Raw genomic sequence first — 342 nt, 5'->3', positions numbered from 1 at the left:
AGCCTGCTGGCGCAGGTGCAGCCGCGGCAGTTGCCACCGCTGAGCAAGGTGCGGGTGGCGCTGGTCGAGGCCGAACTGGCCCTGGCCGACCGCCAGCCGGCCAAGGCGCTGCAGGCGCTGGGCAGCGATCCGCAGGCGGTGCCGCAGAACCTGCGCGCGCGCTGGCATCTGGCCCGTGCACAGGCCCTGGAAGGCACCGGCGACGCCACCGCGGCGCTGGACGAGCGCGCCCGCGCCGACAACGGCCTCAGCGGCCAGGCGCGCAGCGACAACCAGCGCGCCATCGTGCGCCAGCTGGCCACGCTCAACGACGCCACCCTGCAGGCGCGCGCCGCCGCGCTG

The 342-nt window shown here is 76.6% G+C and carries 1 protein-coding gene; it reads left to right on the top strand.

Annotated features, from left to right (window positions below; all coding sequences use genetic code 11):
* Positions 1–342, top strand: a 342-nt coding sequence (locus D183_RS25800) for a penicillin-binding protein activator (protein ID WP_039729566.1), incomplete at both ends; no start/stop codon positions are given.

It is taken from the genome of Xanthomonas sp. SHU 199 (assembly GCF_000364665.1).
In the GTDB taxonomy this organism is placed as follows: Bacteria; Pseudomonadota; Gammaproteobacteria; order Xanthomonadales; family Xanthomonadaceae; genus Xanthomonas_A; species Xanthomonas_A sontii.
Note: the sequence above shows the minus strand (reverse complement) of the source record. Positions and strands in the feature narration are given on the sequence as shown.